Raw genomic sequence first — 378 nt, 5'->3', positions numbered from 1 at the left:
TAAAGAAGGCAGCATTGAGGTACAGGAAGGTGATGAAGTAGAAGCGGGAGATTTCCTTGGACTGGCCGGAAACAGCGGCAGAAGTGATGTACCGCATTTGCATTACCACTTACAAACAGGAAAGGCATACAACGAAGGAGAAGGCTTGCCTGTCCAAATCAAAAGTTACAGTGAGAACGGACAAAAAGTTACTGATACCAGCCCTATTAGAGGATATCTCGTACAGCCGCTCCATTAGCTGCAAAAATATTTGGATCCAACTGAGAAACCGAAGCGTTCAAGAAAAATTGCCTAGATCAGTTTTTAAACGATCACAAAAGCAACAGGAGACAGATCAATGTCTCCTGTTCTAATTTTAGTATTTTGCCTTTTGTTTAA

General features: G+C 41.8%; 1 protein-coding gene. It reads left to right on the top strand.

Annotation, left to right across the window (positions count from 1 at the left end):
- A partial coding sequence (locus HC176_RS17445) for a M23 family metallopeptidase (protein WP_167920272.1) occupies positions 1–238 on the top strand: 238 nt, incomplete at its 5' end.
- Positions 239–378: the final 140 nt, after the last annotated feature.

The organism is Tamlana crocina (assembly GCF_012037625.1).
Note: the sequence above shows the minus strand (reverse complement) of the source record. Positions and strands in the feature narration are given on the sequence as shown.